The organism is Bifidobacterium sp. N5G01 (genome assembly GCF_002742425.1).
GTDB lineage: Bacteria > Actinomycetota > Actinomycetes > Actinomycetales > Bifidobacteriaceae > Bifidobacterium > Bifidobacterium hominis.
On record NZ_NJNP01000001.1, the window covers coordinates 370,100 to 386,767 of the forward strand.

Annotated in this window: 13 protein-coding genes; 2 read left to right on the forward strand and 11 right to left on the reverse strand. The window is 56.7% G+C overall.

All coding sequences use genetic code 11. The features are described 5' to 3' along the window. Positions 1-74: 74 nt before the first annotated feature. The 7 genes from CE168_RS01575 to CE168_RS01610 all read right to left on the reverse strand — a co-directional run bounded on the left by CE168_RS01575 (position 75) and on the right by CE168_RS01610 (position 8,100). Complete coding sequence (locus CE168_RS01575; protein ID WP_180753652.1) at positions 75-1,256, reverse strand: cystathionine gamma-synthase; 1,182 nt, start codon at positions 1,254-1,256, stop codon at positions 75-77. Positions 1,257-1,335: 79 nt separating this feature from the next. Next, complete coding sequence (locus CE168_RS01580) at positions 1,336-2,346, reverse strand: cystathionine beta-synthase (protein ID WP_099570847.1); 1,011 nt, start codon at positions 2,344-2,346, stop codon at positions 1,336-1,338. A 438-nt stretch (positions 2,347-2,784) separates the two neighbouring features. Next, positions 2,785-3,537, reverse strand: a complete 753-nt coding sequence (locus CE168_RS01590) for an ABC transporter ATP-binding protein (protein ID WP_099571163.1) — start codon at positions 3,535-3,537, stop codon at positions 2,785-2,787. Positions 3,538-3,575: 38 nt separating this feature from the next. Beyond that, positions 3,576-4,361, reverse strand: a complete 786-nt coding sequence (locus CE168_RS01595) for an ABC transporter ATP-binding protein (protein WP_099570848.1) — start codon at positions 4,359-4,361, stop codon at positions 3,576-3,578. Next, the gene (locus CE168_RS01600; protein ID WP_099570849.1) at positions 4,358-5,278 is read right to left on the reverse strand and encodes an ABC transporter permease; all 921 of its coding nucleotides are present in this window, start codon (positions 5,276-5,278) and stop codon (positions 4,358-4,360) included. Before CE168_RS01600 ends, CE168_RS01595 begins: the two co-directional genes overlap by 4 nt. Next, positions 5,275-6,255: an ABC transporter permease gene (locus tag CE168_RS01605; RefSeq protein ID WP_099570850.1), complete on the reverse strand. Its 981-nt coding sequence runs from the start codon at positions 6,253-6,255 to the stop codon at positions 5,275-5,277. The genes CE168_RS01600 and CE168_RS01605 overlap by 4 nt, the downstream gene beginning before the upstream one ends. A gap of 189 nt (positions 6,256-6,444) precedes the next feature. Further along, positions 6,445-8,100, reverse strand: coding sequence for an ABC transporter substrate-binding protein (locus CE168_RS01610; protein ID WP_099570851.1), 1,656 nt, complete (start codon positions 8,098-8,100; stop codon positions 6,445-6,447). A gap of 201 nt (positions 8,101-8,301) precedes the next feature. On the opposite strand from CE168_RS01610, the gene coaBC reads away from it, so the two are divergent. Together coaBC and CE168_RS01620 are read left to right on the forward strand one after the other, a co-directional pair. Then, positions 8,302-9,585: a bifunctional phosphopantothenoylcysteine decarboxylase/phosphopantothenate--cysteine ligase CoaBC gene (gene coaBC, locus CE168_RS01615; RefSeq protein WP_099570852.1), complete on the forward strand. Its 1,284-nt coding sequence runs from the start codon at positions 8,302-8,304 to the stop codon at positions 9,583-9,585. A 58-nt stretch (positions 9,586-9,643) separates the two neighbouring features. Beyond that, positions 9,644-10,417 carry a type III pantothenate kinase gene (locus CE168_RS01620; protein WP_099570853.1) on the forward strand — a complete coding sequence of 258 codons (774 nt, stop codon included), beginning with the start codon at positions 9,644-9,646 and terminating at the stop codon, positions 10,415-10,417. 107 nt (positions 10,418-10,524) lie between these two features. Here the strand turns inward: CE168_RS01620 and CE168_RS01625 are convergent, their stop codons facing one another. From CE168_RS01625 to CE168_RS01640, 4 genes are all read right to left on the reverse strand, one after another. After that, positions 10,525-11,952, reverse strand: a complete 1,428-nt coding sequence (locus tag CE168_RS01625; RefSeq protein ID WP_099570854.1) for an ABC transporter substrate-binding protein — start codon at positions 11,950-11,952, stop codon at positions 10,525-10,527. Positions 11,953-12,157: 205 nt separating this feature from the next. Beyond that, a complete protein-coding gene (locus tag CE168_RS01630; RefSeq protein WP_099570855.1) occupies positions 12,158-14,227 on the reverse strand; it encodes a beta-galactosidase in 2,070 nt (689 codons plus the stop codon). Between the two features lie 179 nt (positions 14,228-14,406). Beyond that, positions 14,407-15,699, reverse strand: a complete 1,293-nt coding sequence (gene sstT, locus CE168_RS01635) for a serine/threonine transporter SstT (protein ID WP_099570856.1) — start codon at positions 15,697-15,699, stop codon at positions 14,407-14,409. A 214-nt stretch (positions 15,700-15,913) separates the two neighbouring features. After that, complete coding sequence (locus CE168_RS01640; RefSeq protein WP_099570857.1) at positions 15,914-16,666, reverse strand: pseudouridine synthase; 753 nt, start codon at positions 16,664-16,666, stop codon at positions 15,914-15,916. Positions 16,667-16,668 lie beyond the last annotated feature (2 nt).

Here is a 16,668-nt window from a genome sequence, read left to right on the forward strand (position 1 = left end):
CGATGGCGAGGATTTATGCACGTTCCGCCTTTTTGACGGATTACACAAAACCGTAACGAGGCTGCGATCTTATCTCAAACACGACGAAATGCCTGCTCCAAGTCCGCGATCAAATCGTCAGCATCTTCAAGACCGACGGAAAGTCGCACGAGATTGGCGGGCACTTCCAGCGTGGTACCGGCGACGGAAGCGTGGGTCATGGCGCCCGGATGCTCAATCAGGGATTCCACGCCTCCCAACGACTCAGCCAAAGTGAACACTTCCGTAGCACCGGCGAACTTCTTGGCCGCTTCGAATCCGGCTGCGATCTGTACGGAAATCATGCCTCCGAAGCCGCCATGCATCTGTCGTGCCGCGATCTCGTGGCCTGGATGGGATTCCAGTCCCGGGTACCATACGCGTTCCACTTCAGGGCGGGTTTCCAGCCATTGCGCCACCTTCATGGCGTTACGGCTGTGCTGCTTGACGCGCAGATCCAACGTTTTGAGGCCACGAATGTCAAGCCAGGAGTCGAACGGAGATGGCACAGCTCCGGCCGCGTTCTGCAGGAACGCCACTTCATCGCGGATTTCCTTGTCGTTGAGCACCACAGCTCCGCCGACCACGTCGGAATGTCCGCCGATGTATTTGGTGGTGGAATATACGACCACGTCGGCGCCATCCGTCAACGGATGCTGCAATACCGGGGATGCGAAGGTGTTGTCTACCACCACTTTGGTGTCATGCGCGTGAGCGACCGCTGACGTGGCTGCGATATCGGTGATGTTGAGCAGCGGGTTCGACGGGGTTTCCACCCAAATGTACTGGTACTGCTTCTGGCTGAGCGCCGCGGAAACGGCCTCGGTGTCGGTGATGTCCACCACGTCGAGGCCGATGCCCCACGGCACGAACACCTTGGAAAGCAATCGGTAGGTGCCCCCATACACGTCATTGCCAAGCAGAATATTGTCGCCCGGCTTCAACGTGGCACGCAGCAGCACGTCGATGGCGGCCAGTCCGGAAGCGAAGCTCAGCGCGTAGTCCGCGCCTTCGACCGCGGCGAGCTGCTCGTCGAAGGAATTGCGGGTCGGATTGATGGAACGGCTGTAATCATAACCGTTGCGCAGGCCACCGACACCATCCTGCTTGAACGTGGATGTCATATAAATAGGGGTGACCACGGCTCCGGTGGTCGGGTCGGGCTCCTGACCTGCGTGAATGGCGCGGGTGGCGAGTGCGGTGGCGTTCAGCGCTTCGGTGTTGGTCGAGATGGTCATGATGGGAACTCCTTGAAAATAGCGAATGGTTTGGGTTGAACGAATGATGGACATGATTGTGAAGTGACTGATCGGCGGTTTACAGATACCGCTCCGCAAGACTTGGCTTGGACGTGCGTTCCACAACGTCGGCGAATCCGTTGGCACGCATCCAATCGTCGTTAAAGATCTTCTCCATATAGCTGCGGCCGGAATCCGGCAGCAACACCACGACCAGCTGGTTTTCATCCAAATCATGCTCGCGAGCGTATTTGAGGGCCGCCATAACGGCCATGCCGGACGAGCCTCCGACAAGCAGACCTTCCTCCGCAGCCAAACGGCGGGTCATTTCGAATGCTTCGGCATCGTTGACCTGCACGATTTCGTCGGGAAGTTCACGGTCGAACGCTTTCGGATAGAAATCCTCGCCGACACCTTCGATGCTGTACTGATGCACGTCGTTCGGATTGGAATAGATGGATCCTTCCGGATCGGCGCCGATCACTTGTACTGTGCCGTCGGAAGCTTCCTTCAGGTAGCGTCCGGTGCCGGAAATGGTGCCGCCAGTGCCGATGCCCGCCACGAAATGCGTGACCTGATGGTCGCTGGCTTCCCAGATTTCCGGACCGGTGGTGTGGTAGTGGCTTTCCGGCCCGTTCGGATTGTCATACTGGTTCGGGCGATATCCGCCGGGAATTGCTTTGGCGAGACGTTCCGCCACCTGATAGTAGGAGCGCGGATCATCCGGCCCCGCATCGGTAGGGGTTACGACCACTTCCGCACCGTATGCGCGGAGTACCGCGCGCTTGGCTTCGGAAACCTTGTCCGGCAGGGTGAAAATGGTGCGGTAGCCGCGCTGCTGCGCCACGAGGGCAAGTCCGACGCCGGTGTTGCCGGAGGTCGGCTCCACAATCACACCGCCCGGCTTGAGTTCGCCGCTACGTTCGGCCGCGTCAATGATACGTTCCGCGATGCGATCCTTGGAGGAGCCTCCCGGATTGAAATATTCGACTTTGACGGCGACGGTGGCTTTGATGCCGTCAGTCACACGGTTGAGTTTGACGAGTGGAGTGTTGCCGATGAGTTCTGAAAGGGAATTGTGGATGGTCATGACGTTTCCTTGCGAAGAGTGATTTCCGTTGGCTTCCGATGAATGATTTCGTTGTTTTGATTTCGAGAAGCTCGCGTTTATCACTTGCAATGATTTGAAACGGGACCTGTGATGGTGTTTTCGCTGCGGTTCATCCACATATGCCGCGTAATACCAACCGCGTAAGGCACTGGTTATGGGATGATTTCTGCGATACTCTGGCATGCAACGCAAGTTGCGTATGCCGAAAAAGAATGCCCTGTCTCAAGTTATGCTTCGATGAACCACGCGCCCCTCGGGCGGTTGGTCAGCGACAGCAACAACAAGAGAAATTGAACATGGCTCACACAATAGCACACGTAACGACATCGGCGTGTCTTACCTGTTCATATAGCGGCAAAAAGCCTGCAATCATGCGGATTTCAACATGATCGCAGGCTTTTTGCGCAGTGTCACAAATCAGAGCGAAGCCGCGTCCAGCAATCGTTTGGTGTAATCGCTGGTCGGATGGTGCAACACGGTTTCCGTAAGTCCGCATTCCTCAACGCAACCGTCGTGCAACACCATAATGCGATCTGCGATATGCTGCACCACTCCCAAATCGTGTGACACCATGATCAGCGCCATATCAGGTTCGCCGCTACGAATCGCAGCGAACGATGCGAGAATCTGCGTTCGTGCGGCCACGTCGACGGCGCTCATCGGCTCGTCGGCAAGCAATACTTTCGGATGATCCGCAATGGCACGTGCGATGGCCACGCGTTGCGCCTGACCGCCAGAGAGGTCCACGGGGAACCGATTTTCATATGCGGCAGGGTCGAGACTCACCATGCGGAAGGCTTCCGACACGCGTTCCGCAATCCGTCCCTGCGACCAATCAGGGTGATGCAACCGCAATGGTTCGGCAACGGATCTGCCGACCCTCCAACGCGGATCCAACGAGCCGAATGGGCTTTGGAACACCAATCCGCAGCTACGCCGCAGTTCGCCGGCGACTTCGCCTTGCACAGGCTTGCCGAAATACGTAATCTCGCCCGTTTCAGCGTGTTCGAGCCCCAGCAATACTCGCGTAAGGGTGGTTTTGCCGGATCCGGATCCGCCGATCACCGCAAGACACTCCCCCGAACGTACGTCGATATCAACATCGTGCAGCACCTGACGACGCTGTTGTTTCGCACCGTAGTATTTGCTGATGCCGCGACCTTGCAGCATTGTGGTTTTTTCGTTTTCGCCCGTCACAACCGTTCTCCTTATTTGGTTTCGGCATCGATCCGCAACGACAGCGCACGTGCCGAAGTCACCAATTGCGAAGCGACTTTAGTGTGCGGCGACTGCAGGATATCGGCGGTTTGTCCTGATTCGGCAACACGTCCATCAGCAAGTACATAACAGCGTGTGGTTGCATGATTGAGTACCGCGAAATCGTGGGTGATGAAGAGCATGGATGCGCCGGAATCGTCCACCAACGATACCAGCAGATCGACGATCTGCCGTTGCGTGATCGAATCCAGCGCGGTGGTTGGCTCGTCGGCGATAATCAGGCGCGGCGACGTGACCAATGCGGCCGCGATGCCGACGCGCTGCTGTTGTCCGCCGGAAAGTTCATGCGGATATTTGTTCACCACATCTTCCGGCAGCCCGACTTTGGCGAACATTGCTTTGACACGGTCCAACCGTTCGTCACGGGTCAGATCGTAATGCAAACGCAGTGGCAGCGCGACCTGCTGCGCCACGGTCATCACCGGATTCAATGCGGCGGAAGGATTCTGGAACACCATGCCCACATAACGGCCACGCAGATCGGCGATCGCTTGATCCGACGCTCCGACGATTTCAGTACCACCCATGTCAATACTGCCGGAAACCTGTGCGGAAAGCGGCAGCAAGCCCATGATGGATTTGGCGATCATGGATTTGCCGGAACCGGACGAACCGATCAAACCCACACGTTCACCGTCGGCGATGTCCATATCGACATCATGCACAATCGGCATTCCATTGATGACGATATTGAGATTACGGATGCTGACGCTCATGTGCGTTCCTCCGGTTCAACATGGGTGGCTTCACTTTGTCGCAATGCCGGATTCGTCAGCGGATCGATGGCGTCACGCAACGCATCGCCAAACAGATTCAGCGCTATCACCATCAAGGTGACCACCAATCCCGGCCACACCACAGCCATCGGATAAATGCTGATGAATTTGACGGACGTGGCAAGCGAATGCCCCCAACTGGGCACTCCCGCACCGACGCCAACACCCAGATACGTCAATCCAGCCTCCGCCAAGAGCGACGTGCCCGCACTCATCGACAGCTGAACGCATAACACCGGAACCGTATTCGGCACAATATGCGTGAAAAACACGCGTAACGAACTCGCGCCCGACCACAAAGCCGATTCCACATAGTCAGAACGCGCGGCGAGCATGGCCGCGGGGCGTAGAATACGCGCCAAATTCAGCCCGTATGCAAGTCCGCATGCTGCGATGATCACCGCTGCCGACGCGCCGAACGGCACGGAGAGCATCAAGGCGATCAGCACTGTTGGAATGGAAATCAACGCATCCACCACAACCACCGACGTGGAAGCCAATGCGCCATGGCGAGACACCATGGCCGCCACCAACAGCAGGCCGATGGCCGCGGCAACCACCACGGTAAGCAGCGCGATCGCAAGATTCGTACGGGAACCGGCCATCAGCCAGCTCAACACATCAGCGCCAACACCATCAGTACCCAACATGTGAGCGCCGGACGGCGAAGTCCACGTGTTGAATCCGTCAGTATCAAGCAGCGAATATGGCGTCCACACCAGCGAAATAGCCGACACAACCAGCCATATCGCAAGCATGATCAGCGAATACTTGCCACCAGCGGTACGCCATATGGAGGGAATCACGGTTTTCACAGCGTTTTTCGAAGTAGTTTTCTCAGCAGATTGTTTCATCATGCAAGCACCTCCCCCGACACCAATCCGGCATCTTTCAGACGCGGATCAAGCGCACGATGCACCACATCAACCACTAATCCAAGCAAGAGGAAGAACGTAGCCAACAGGAACAATTCGCTCTGCACTGCAATCAGATCTCGATTGCCAACATCGGTGACCAGCATGGTGCCAAGCCCCGGAAGCGTGAACAGATTCTCAACCACCATTACACCGGTGACCATCTGGGCGAACGTCAAACCGATCACCGACACCAATTGCGGTGTGGCAAGACGCAAAGCGACGCGCAATACCGCCCGTTTGCGGGTCATGCCGCATGCCATGGCCATGTCAACCGCCTGAGACGAGGCCTTGTCCCCCACGGCGGCACGCGTGTAACGCATAATGGACGCGCCTGCGGTAACGCCGGTGGCGAGCGCCGGAAGTATCAAAGAAGCCAACGCCCGCAAGGGCGCACCCCAGCCAGTATCGGGAAAACCTTGCGCCGGCAGCAATCCCAACAGTCCTGAACCGCGTGAGAACAGCAGAATCAACAGCAATCCGCCCCATAATGCGGGAATGGCACCGGCAAGAATCGCAATACCGTGACAAAGCCCACGCAAGCGGGCATTACGGGTCAGCACAGCAGCGCAACCAAGCGGCAGGCCAATCGCCAATGCGATCAGCAAACTCACGATAATCAGCGGAAACGTTACCGAAGCGCGAGACGCTACCTGCGCCGACACCGACTTGCCGCCAATGGCGGAAACACCAAGATCGCCGTGCAGCAACCCCAGCATCCAATCGCCGTATTGTGCCACGTACGACTTGTCCAAACCAAGTTCGGCACGTAGCGACGCGATACGTTCGGGGGTCGCGTTCGTACCTGCGATCACCGCAGCCACATCGCCCGGCAGCATGCGCAGTAGCACGAACACCAAAAGCGATAGACCGAACAGGGCCGCGACGAACAGTCCCAGCCGTTTGACTACAAATCTCATAGTTGAACCACCATTGGTCTATCGCTCGATCCGTGCGTTTGCAGCGATACGCACCTATTCACCGTCAATACCCTATCCAACAATATCGTGCCAATGTGTGGCGGTGCCGCAACGATGCCGCTGCAAACACCGCCACACATCAGTTTTCATCACTTGTTTTCCGCCGATTTTCCATCGTTTTTCGTCGATTCACCGCGCCTTGGTGATCTGCCACAATGGCAGCACCGTCTGGCTCAGCTTGCTGGGGAATCCCTGCACGTTCTTGTGGTATGCCACCGTCACGCGATATCCGAACAGCCAGTCGGCGGGGGCATCCTCGCTTACTGCTTTCGCAGCCTGCTTCAGGTAGTTTGCACTGGATTCCTCATCGGTGGCGGCGAGCGCCTTGGCATACAGTTCTTGGGCTTGCTTGCCGTCGTAATGGAAGTAGTAGTCGGGCGTGGTCCACTTGTAGAAGTCGTGGCTTTCGGCGTGGTCCACCAACGAGAGTTCATAGTCGCCGTTGGCATGCACGTCTTGCAGCCATGTGGAGAATTCCACGTAGTTGATGCTGAGATCAATGCCGATTTTGGCGAGCTGGCTACGCAGCTGATCGCCGAGTTCCGTGCCGTACGTGTTGGCGTAGGTGAGGGTGAGTTTCAGCGGATTATCGGTGGAATAGCCGGCTTCAGCCATGAGTTCCTTGGCTTTGTTCACATCGTACGGGTACAGGTCGGTCAAGTCCTCATAGCCCGGGTCCACGGATGGGATCGGCCCGCCGAGCGCATAGTCGACGTTACCGCGCGAAGCGATGATTTCCTCATGGTTGATGCCGTAACGGATTGCCTGACGCACGCGCTTGTCGGCAAGCTTGCTGTTCGCGCAGTTGAAGGCGAGCACGTATTTGTCGCTGCCGTCCGCCGCGGACACCTGATACGTGTTGGCGTCAAGCGATTTGGCGAGCGTGGCGTTCACCGGGGAAAGCACGTCGACTTCGCCGCTTTTCAGCGCGTTGACGGCTGCGTTATCGTCGGTGAGGAATTTGATGATCACGTTTTCGGTTGCGGCCTGGTGTGCGCTTCCCCAATACTTCGGGTTGGCTTTGAGCACCATTTTGCTGGCGGAATCGAAGGATTCCACCGTGTACGGGCCCGATCCGACGGCTTCGGTTTTCGCGTTGTATTCGGCGTCCTTATCGAACACCAGGCCGGGGCGTCCGGTCAGGTACCACAGCAGGTTGGAATCGGGGGTGCTGAGCGTGAGCTTCACGGTGTCGCTATCGACCGCTTCGGCTTTTTCGAGGCTTTCGACCTGATTGGCGTTGTAATACTGCTGTTCTTTGAGCTGGTTAATGGACCAGGCCACATCTTCGGCGTCCAACGTGTCTCCGTTGGAGAAGTTCATGTTCTCGTTGAGATGGAACGTATACGTTGTGCCGTCGTTGGAAATATCCCAGCTTTTCGCCAGTCCCGGATGCACTTTGTTGTCGGAATCGCGTGACAGCAGTCCTTCGTACACATTGCCGATCAGCACCTGTTCGATCGCCGATCCGGACTGGTGGCGAATGTCGAGGCTTACGGGGGCGAGTTTCAGTCCAATGGTCACGGTGTTGGAGGTGCCATTTTCCGCGGTATCGCTGGATACGCTGTTGTTGCGGAATACGACGACGCCCACAATGATGGCGACCACTGCGATCACTGCAATGATGGCGATGATCCACTTGTTGGGCCCCTTGGATTTCGGTGATTTGGCACGCGCGTTCAAAGTTGCGTCGGTGCTTGCCGAGCTTGCGGGCTGATTGTTGTGTTGTTCGTTCTTCTGTTCGGTTGCGTCGGCTTCGCCGTACGCACCTGAAGATTGCGACATGATTGCTCCTGTTTGATTATGTGTTTGTTCTGGTTGACCGCCTGTACGGGTCGATCACCAAAGTCTGATTCTACAATCCGCCATGCCCGCACGATTCATCTGACGGCAATGCCGCAATGCCGCATGCTTCAGCCGGTTCGATATATACTTGACGCAGTTTTCGTAAGTCTTGCCAACGTCAATGGAAGGACAATATCGGCTATGGCGCATATTCTTCTCGGCGTGACCGGCAGCATCGCCGCATTCAAGGCCTGCCATCTCGCCTCCGACTGGAGCAAGCAGGGACATGAGGTTCGCGTGACCATGACCGCGGCCGCGCAGGAGTTCGTCACCCCGTTGACGTTCAGCTCGCTCACGCATACGCAGACGCGCACGTCCATGTTCGCAGCACAGCGCAATGACGGCGATGTTGCTCATACGTCATCCGATCCGCTGCATATCAATCACGTGGATGATGCGAAATGGGCGAACATGCTCGTCATCGCTCCCGCGAGCGCCGATATCATTGCGAAAATCGCATGCGGCATTGCCGACGACCAGCTGACAAGTACCGTGCTTGCCTATAGCGAAGGGCCGAAAATCCTATGCCCTGCCATGAACGTGCACATGTATGAGAATGCCGTGACGCAACGCAATCTCAATACCTGCCGTGAACTTGGATGGACCATTGTGGAGCCGGGATCCGGTATGCTTGCCTGCCAGGATGTCGGCAAAGGACGCATGGAGGAGCCTGCTGCGATCGAAGCTGCCGTAGCTGATCTGCTGCGTGCGAACCAGCCCGCAGAAACGTTGCCATTGCACGGATTGCATGTGCTCGTCACCGCCGGTCCCACACAGGAGCCGCTTGATCCCGTGCGCTACCTCACCAATCATTCCACTGGAAAAATGGGCTATGCGATCGCCGAGCAGGCACGCGATATGGGCGCGGATGTGACGCTGGTATCCGGCCCTGTCACATTGAGCGCTCCCCGCGGCATTGATACGGTTCACGTCACCACCGCGCAGCAAATGTTCAACGCGGTGCAAGAGCATTTCACGCAGGCCGATCTGACGATCATGGCGGCCGCAGTCGGCGATTTCCGACCCGTCGAGCAGGCTCAGGAGAAAATCAAGAAGAACGGGCGCATCAATATCGATCTGCAGCTCACATCGAATCCCGATATTCTCGCGTGGGCAGGCGAGCATAAGACCGCCGACCAGACCTTGTGCGGTTTCGCCATGGAAACGCAGGATCTTGAATCGAACGCAGCGAAAAAACTCACATCCAAGCATTGTTCCATGCTGGTGGCCAACAATCTCAACACTCCCGGCGCCGGATTCGCGGTGGATACGAATGTGGTGACCGTGCTGAAACCCGGCGAAACCACCGACGAACCGATCATCGAGCATTGGAACAAGATGAGCAAGCAGGAATTGGCGGAACGCATCCTCACCGAATTGGCAGCGTTACGCAATACCGAATCCGCTGAATCGCAAGCATCGTAACTATCAACCAACGTCACAGGAAATAGCGTCAATACAGCAATCGTAAGGAGAATTCGACATGCTTCTGGTCGCAGTCGACATCGGCAACACCAATGTGGTGATCGGCTTTCTCGATGACGGGCATATCGCCGGCACATACCGCATCACCACGAAAGCGAACCACACGTCAGACGAATATGGCCTGATGATCACGCAATTCCTGCGGTTGAGCGGCTACACGCCGGGCGACGTGGACGACGTGATCATCACGTCGGTGGTGCCGAAGGTCATGCATTCGTTCCGTGCCAGCATTGTGAAATTCCTCAATATCGATCCGATGATTGTTGGACCGGGAGTCAAAACCGGCATCAATATTCGCATGGACAATCCGCAGAATATGGGCGCGGACTGCATTGCCGACTGTGCGGGAGCCTACTACGAGTATGGCGGGCCGATTCTGGTGGCGGATTTCGGCACGGCCACCACATTCAATTACGTAACAGCCGACGCTTCAGTGATTTGCGGGCTCATCACCACCGGCATTCGCACAGGCGCGGCCGCCTTGTGGGACGCCACGGCCCAGTTGCCGGAAGTGGAGATCACGCGCCCCTCGTCGATTCTGGCAAAAAGCACCAAACCAGCCATGCAAGCCGGCTTGTACTACAACTTCCTCGGAGGCATCGAACGTACGATCACGCAATTCCATCGCGAAATCGACGAGGATTTCCGCGTGGTTGCGACGGGCGGATTAAGCCGCGTGTTCGCCGACGATACCGACATGATCGACATTTATGACCCTGATCTGATTTTCAAAGGCATGCTGCATATTTACGAACGCAACGTACGACAATAACTTTTCGTCAACATACAATCTCAATACATAATAATAATGGCTGTCTTGAATTCAAAAAAACAAGACAGCCATCATTATTTTTACAACTATAGCAAATAATTAACTATTTACTGAATAGTGAAGCCCTGATTGGCTCCGTATTCCTTCAAATCCTTCTGCCACAGCGCGATGCCGCTTTTCAATTTGAGACGATCAGCGGAATCAGTTTCCTTCAACGCGTCGCCGATGGCGGATTTGTCGGACACTTTGCCACCGGCCGCGATGATATTCAGCCTGTCCTGCTCTTTGCGCAACCGGCTCGACCATTTGTAGGCCTTGCCTACGGTAGCGCGGAAGTCACTTCGCGCATACACTTCGAATGGCAGATACTGGTAGCCGGTCGACACGTTTTCCGCAGCTTCGGAAAGCACACGATTGTATTCCTGACCGCCGAAATACGGTATTTCAATGCCACGCTCGTCGGTCACGGTGGTTTTGTGCAGGAATTCCGGATCAGACAACGTGTTGTTGTCGGCGGGGAATGCGCCGCCATCCACGCGGGCTTTGATACCTTCCGCTTTATGGCATGCGTATTCAATGAAACGATATGACGCTTCGGGCTTGCGAGAGCGTTGCAGCACGGCCAGCGCGGATCCGCCGTTTTCCGACGTGGTGGCGCTGCCATCTGGTGTCGGCATCTGCGCCACACGCCACAATCCTGCGGTTCCAGGAAGGTTCGACATGAGCAACGACGGCAACCAGGCGCCGGAGAACACGGAGGCGATCTTCCCCTCTCCTACGGCTTCCTTCCATTCATCGGACCATGTGGTCAGATTGGTGGCGACCAAACCTTCATCGATCATTTTCTGCCAGAATTCAGTAAAGGTTCGGGTGCCTTCGTCGTCGGTGAGGTTGATCGTCACGTTTTTGCCGTCGTTCGACGTGGAGAACGGGCGCCCTCCGGCAAGCCAGATCATAGTGTCGTAAAAGCTGGCGTCGCCGGAATCGGCGGTGATATACACGCCGATCTCCTTGAGCTTTTTGGCGGCTTCGTAATAGTCGTCCCATGTGCGAATTTTGAACGCGTCGACACCCACCTGTTCAAACACGCTGTCATTGTAGAAGAACGCCATTGGACCGGAATCCATGGGCAAGCCGTACACGCGGCCGTTCAGCTGTACCGAAGCCCATGTACCGGGCGTGTAGAAATCGCCGTAGCCTTCCGTACGCCCAGTGATCGCCACCAGCTGGCTGCTTACCGCGTACTGGCGCAACGCATAGTACTCCAATTGCACCACGTCGGGAATGCCGTAGCCGTCTTGAATGGCACTGTTGAGATTGTCGTAACCGCTTGTGTTCTTCCAAATAACGTGGATATCGGGATTTTCCTTTTCGAAGCCGTCGATGACTTGCCTCATGCTCGGCTCCCACGACCATACGGTGATTTCGGTTCGGGAATCGACGTTGGCTCCGCAAGCGGCCGCACTGACTGCCATAATGGCCGCACAGCAGATGGCGATGATTCGTTTCACCAGTTTCAAGCCGATTCCTCCCATTTGATGTTCCCACACGAAAACGTGCGTACACACATACGCATTCGAGTGTACGTCAGTCACCCGAAAGCCAGCGTACAATCCTCCAATCTCTTCGATTCAGCCACGCAATCCACTTACTTTTCAACAAATATGGGTGTCGGCGGATTGACGATTATTCAATCCGCCGACACCCATGTTGCGTTGCGGTTATTCGTTTGCCGACCGCTTACTGCTTGGTGACGATCACGCCATTGGGTTTGATAGAGACGTTCTCGCCGCTCACTTCAGCGAACGAAGAAACCACGATCTTGCCTTCGAATGGGATTTGGACCGTTTCGTGAGTGCGGTTGAACGAGAACACGAACCTCGAACCGTCCGATCCCTCACGTTCGACCCGCAGCACGCGACTGTCGTTTTCGCCGGTTTCGGCCATGCCGAGCGATTCGAGAATCTCCGGCAGGCTCTTGGCGATGCCATCGCGGCCGAGGCGTGCGCCCACATACACGCTGCGGCCCTCGCCGAACGTGTTCGCGACGATCGCCGGAGCGCCGTCCATGCCGGTCCACGGATCATCCTTGAACGTTTCCAGTACGGTGGCCGACCCGTCAACCGAGCCGATCACGTCGACGATGTCATGCGCCACCGTACCGTTGCTGAGCTCGAGATGATCCGGCACGCCCGGGAAATCGTCGCCCATGGGCATGAATTCCTCCACGCGCACGCCGACCACGTCACGAATCGATCCGGGATAGCCGCCGAGCCACACGTGGTCCTTCTCGTCCGAAATGCCCGTGTAGTAGGTCACGACCAGACGGCCGCCATTGACGACGTAGTCACGCACCCTGCGGGTCGTTTCCCCGGAAAGCAGGTACACGCTCGGCAACACGACCATCTCATAATCGTCCCAGGCACCGCGCACCGGCACCACGTCGGCGGTCACGCCATGGTCGGCCAGAGCACGGAACCACTGCAGCGGCTCGTCGACGTGGTGGACCTTCTGGGTCGGGGTCGCGGTGTGTTCGGTGGCCCACTCGGACTCGTAATCGAACACCACGGCGACTTTGGACTTCGCCAGCTTCGTGCCAAGCAGTCCGCTGTCGGCCAGCTTGTTCAGATCCGTGCCCAACTCGCACACGTCGCGGAACACGGCCGAATCCTCACCGGTGTGGGGCACCATCGCGGAATGAAACTTCTCCGCGCCCGCCTTGGACTGGCGCCACTGGAAGTAGCACACCGCGTCCGCGCCCATGGCCACATGCGCCAGGGAATCGCGCACCAGCTGGCCCGGCTCCTTGCGGTAGTTGACCGGACGCCAATTGACCGCGCTGGTGGAATGCTCCATCAGGAACCACGGATCCTTGCGCGCGATGCCGTCGACCAGGCTTGCGGAGAACGCGAGCTCGTCCAGATGGGCCTCGCCCGGAATGAAGTAATGGTCGTTCGACACGAAATCGACCTCACGGCCCCAATCGTCGTAGTCCAACACCGAACCGGCGGCGGACACCATGAAGTTCGTGGTCAACGGCAGGTCCGGAGTGATCTCGGCAAGCGCGTCACGCTCGGCGACGTAGAACGCCTTCAGCGCGTCGGAGCTGAAGCGCTTGAAGTCAAGCAGCTTGCCCGGGTTCATGAAGTTGCCGTCGCCGATGAAACGCGGCGGCACGATTTCCGTGAAGTCGTTCATGCGCTGCGCCCAGAACGCCGTGCCCCACGCGTCGTTCACCGCGTCGATGGTGCCGTAGCGTTCCTCGCACCATTTCCGAAACGCGCGTTCGGCGTCCTCGGAATAGTCGAAGCGGTTGTGGCAGCCGTACTCGTTGCTCACATGCCATGCGACCACGTACGGGTTGCCCTTGTAATGCTCGGCCATCGCACGGCACAGCTTCAGCGCGTACTCGCGGAACACCGGACTGGTCGGCCTCCAATGCTGGCGGGCGCCCGGCTGGCACACGTCGCCGCGGTAGTCCTTCCACAGCACCTCGGGATGCGCCTGGGTGAGCCACATCGGCGGCGACGCGGTGGCGGACGCCAAGTCCACTGCGATACCGGCCTCGCCCAGCTTGTTGATGATGCGGTCGAGCCAGTCGAAATCGTACACGCCCTCGCTCGTCTCGATCTTCGCCCACGAGAAGATGCCCACGGACACGAGGTTCACGCCCGCCTTCTTCATCAGACGGACGTCATCGTCCCACACTTCCTCGGGCCACTGGTCGGGGTTATAGTCCCCGCCGTACCAGATACGGGCTTGCTGCCCGGCCAACGGCTGCGGCCAACGATAGGCTCTACGTTGAGTCATATCCACTCCTTTGTTTTTTGTTAGCTTCCCTAACAAATTTATCCCTCAATAGCAATTCCTGCAAGCTCGCAACCAAAAAACGAATAACTACAAAAAGGGCGTCTTCCCGACGTGTCGCAAAACACAATCGAGAAGACGCCTTTTCGTATTCAGAAACCGAAAACCGAAATCGGGTGCAATCAGGCTTCGATGCCGAGCTGCTGGCGTTCCTTCTTGGAATACATGAACGCAGGAAGCTGACGGCCCTGCTTGAGCCAAGCATGATATTCGGCGGTCGCCGCAAACTCCACGTCGGAAGCGGAATTCAGGCAGGTCTCCACGGAATCCTGAATAACACCGATGATGAAGCCGACACCCACCACCTGCATGGCGATGTCATTGCTGATGCCGAACAGCGAGCAGGCCATTGGAATAAGCAGCAGCGAGCCACCGGCCACACCGGAAGCGCCGCATGCGCCGAGCGCCGACACTACAGACAGCAGAATGGCGGCCGGCAACGAAATCTGAATGCCCATCGTATTGGCGGCGGCCATGGCCATGATGGTGATGGTGATGGCGGCACCGTTCATGTTGATGGTTGCGCCCAACGGAATAGACACGGAATACATGTCTTTATCAAGACCAAGCTTCTCGCACAGCTGCATGTTGACCGGAATGTTCGCCGCGGAGGAACGAGTGAAGAATGCGGTCAGGCCGGATTCCTTGAAGCAGCGGTACACCAGCGGATACGGGTTGCGATGCAGGTACAGGAAAATGACCAGCGGACCGAACACGAGCACCATCAGCAGCATGGTGCCGACGAGCAGGAGCAGGAGGCTACCGTACTCGGTGAAGGCCGCCAAGCCGTTTTCGGAAACGCTGGTGAACACCAAGCCCATAATGCCGAACGGGGCGAGATTGATGACCCAACGAATCACCTGAGACACGCCATCGGCCACATTGGCAAGGAACGCCTTGGAGCTTTCATTGGCAATACCCTTCATGGCAAGACCGAACAGGCAAGCCCACATCAGAATGCAGATGTAGTTGCCGTCGATCATGGCCTGAATCGGATTGGCCACAATATTGGTCAGCAACGTCTGCACAACCTCGCTCAAGCCCTGCGGCACCACATCGGCGTCAGCGGCATCGCCCAACGATATGGTCTGCGGGAACATGCGAGACGTCAGCACCGCCACTACGGCGGACAGGAACGTGGTGAACAGATACAGGAAAAGCACCGTACCGAAACGGCTATCAAGCTTGGAATTACCCTGAGCCAGAGCGCTTGCAACCAGTACAAACACCAGAATCGGAGCGACGGCCTTCAATGCGCTTACGAACAGGGTGCCGAATTCGCCGATCCACGCCATATGCGGCACGACCAATGCCAGTGCGGTACCCGCGATAAGACCGACGATAATGCGGATAATCAGTGACACGCCGTTGTACTTGTCGGCAACGCCACGAAGCGCTTTCGAAATATGGTTCATATTCTCTCTCGTTCTTTCCAGCCGGCTTGCCTTTACCAGCCAACACAACAAGAGCACATCCTAATCACGCTCGGTAACACGAAATGTGAAATGTCCAATTATAGGGACACGCAACTTCAACACGCCATAGCGATGCGATCAAATATCAGTATATCGATGAACGGTTTTTATATATCTTTATTCAGCGAGCAATACCTGCTGATCAGACTGTTAATCAGCCAAGCGGCACTTTCGAAACGAATGTACGAGGCTCCCCTGTCACCGGATCGTCGAAACGCAACTCACGAGCCACCAATTCCAACGGCTGCGAGAAATCATCGTAAGAACGCTGCACAATATTCGGATAGAAATCATCGCCCAAAATCGGCAATCCCAACGAATTCATATGCACACGCAACTGGTGCGTTTTGCCGGTTTTCGGGTGCAGCACATAATTCACGTATGCTTTGCCGTCGATGCAACGTACCGTGCCTCCCCGCTCAATCAACGTTTGCGCATTGACGGTTTCCGGAATTTCGTACGCCTGAAGTCGCCCGCGATCCTTGCAAATATGCGATGCTCGGATTGCCGGAAATGGTTGATGCCTGTCGATTCTTACGATTGTTCCATATTGCGGATGCCGATCGGGGGCAAGTGGCGCCAAACATTCATAGGTTTTTATGGTTTTGCGATTTTGGAACAGCATTTGGTAAGCGCCACGCAATTCCGGTTTGCGCACAAATACGACGATGCCTGCGGTAAGTCGGTCCAAACGGTGCGCGGGAACAATATCAGGTTCGCCATACTGTTCCCGAAGTCGGATCAACGCGGTTTCGCGATACCACATGCCACGCGGTGTGGTGGCGAGAAAATGCGGTTTGTCAACCACGATAATTGCATCGTTCTCGTAAAGAACCCCATATTCGAACGGAATATGAGGCTCTTCAAGAACGTAACGATGCCTCTTCTGCTGACGCTGCTGACGCATCG